Annotated in this window: 3 protein-coding genes; all 3 read right to left on the reverse strand. The window is 29.1% G+C overall.

Annotated elements, in window-relative coordinates; all coding sequences use genetic code 11:
* Nucleotides 1-89: 89 nt before the first annotated feature.
* The 3 genes from BN349_RS00005 to BN349_RS00015 all read right to left on the reverse strand — a co-directional run bounded on the left by BN349_RS00005 (nt 90) and on the right by BN349_RS00015 (nt 1,451).
* Nucleotides 90-521, reverse strand: a complete 432-nt coding sequence (locus BN349_RS00005) for a MarR family winged helix-turn-helix transcriptional regulator (RefSeq protein WP_019240201.1) — start codon at nt 519-521, stop codon at nt 90-92.
* Nucleotides 511-807 (reverse strand): transporter suffix domain-containing protein, encoded by a 297-nt coding sequence (locus tag BN349_RS00010; RefSeq protein WP_019240202.1) that lies wholly within the window; start codon nt 805-807, stop codon nt 511-513. The genes BN349_RS00005 and BN349_RS00010 overlap by 11 nt, the downstream gene beginning before the upstream one ends.
* A gap of 245 nt (nt 808-1,052) precedes the next feature.
* Nucleotides 1,053-1,451: a DUF1648 domain-containing protein gene (locus BN349_RS00015; protein WP_019240203.1), complete on the reverse strand. Its 399-nt coding sequence runs from the start codon at nt 1,449-1,451 to the stop codon at nt 1,053-1,055.
* Between the last annotated feature and the right edge of the window lie 241 nt (nt 1,452-1,692).

Here is a 1,692-nt window from a genome sequence, read left to right on the forward strand (position 1 = left end):
AAGTTTAGTTTTTCACAAATTTAATTAAACTTTAAATACTCCATTTAACGAAAAGTAAGCAATGAACGACAGTTAGAATTTAATAATCACTACAGTTTATTAATTACTTTCGTTAATTTTTGAAGTGCTGATAAAAAATTGGTTAATTCTTCAGGTGATAAACTCGCATAATATTTTTCGGAAACCTGTTGCATAAATATGTCACATTCTTTTTTATACAATAAACCTTTTTCTCCAAGTTCAACTGAAAATGTACGTTTATCTTCCGTATGTTGCTTTCTAACAATATATCCTTCAGCTTCAAGTTTTACTAACTGTTGGCTAATCGCACTCTTGGTTATATTCATTTTTTCTGACAACTTTGTAGGAGTGGATGATGGGTGTCGAATAATTAATGTTAATATCGAATATTGTTGATTGTTTAATTGAAAATTTGTATAGTCTCTTTCTTTCGTTTCAAGTAACAGCCATAGTTCTTCAAGTGTTTGATTGATTTTTCCAGCTATATTTTCATTCTTCATACTTTTGTCTGTCACCTTTTCTTCGCCAGTTTTTTGGATTTAACTTACTTTTATATTTAGTTACCACTTCTTTGCCAACAAAGGCAACACCGATCAAGAAAATAATTTCTCCCACTACTATCAATACAGGAATGACAGTGGCTTTTATGTGGGTTGGCAATGGGGTGAATGGTACGATGGCTGCAAGCCCCCAAAGTATAGGATAGAGGATTAGAAGTACTATTCCAAGTTTAAAAAGAAATGGTTTCTTTTGTTTATTTTCGTTTACAACTAGCTTTTTTTCCAATGATAAGCCCCCGTATATAATATAATTTAGTTAACTTAACTAAATTATATTATATACGGAAGAGGGTTTGATTACAAATATTTAATGCATCATCTTAATATCAAGTTGTTAGATAAAAACGTTACTACTTTAACATTTTCTTTTTGAGCTATCCTGTTCGATAGTTGCATAAAAAAGCGATTCCTCATAACGAAGAATCACTTTAAATATTTAAATCCATTTGAATAGTAGCACCTTAATTTTAATCAAAGTATAGATTGAATAATCTTTATATTTACAAAAAGAAGACCTAAAACTACTCCATTTTTTATTACATTTAGAGTAAGTCTATTATATTTTAATTCTTTAGTTTTATCCTCATTATGATATATCTTCAAGTTGATATTTTGTGGAAATTTTTCAAACAAACTAAATACCACCCAAGCCAACAATCCTAAAAAAGGTAAACCTAAAATACTTAGTTTATTTCCCCATTTTGAAACATCTCCAACCGAATTATATCCCATAGGAATTTCATCGGGCATATCTGACCAATTGATAAATATGTATAATAAAATAAGGAAAAGTAAGATTAATGAGATTAAATCTAAAAACCGTTCAAATAAGGTTTTTTTAATTTTAGTTTTAGTTGAATAATTTAACATTGATGTCCCCCCTTTTACATCACTTAGCATCCTCATTTTAGCACAATATGAAATAAATGTTATTAAACTAACCTCCCTCAATATTTGAAACGAAATCTCTCGATTTCTCCTGTTTTCTTAGAATTTCATAGTCATTTGATATCATTAGCTATCTCTTTTATGGCTAAAACTATCTCATAAGGGGAATTTTGGACATTTAAAGAAAAGACTCATAGCCCACTAGCCAACCTTATACCCAAAA

Source organism: Bacillus sp. AP8 (assembly GCF_000321185.1).
Taxonomy (GTDB): Bacteria; Bacillota; Bacilli; order Bacillales; family DSM-1321; genus Bacillus_AD; species Bacillus_AD massilioanorexius.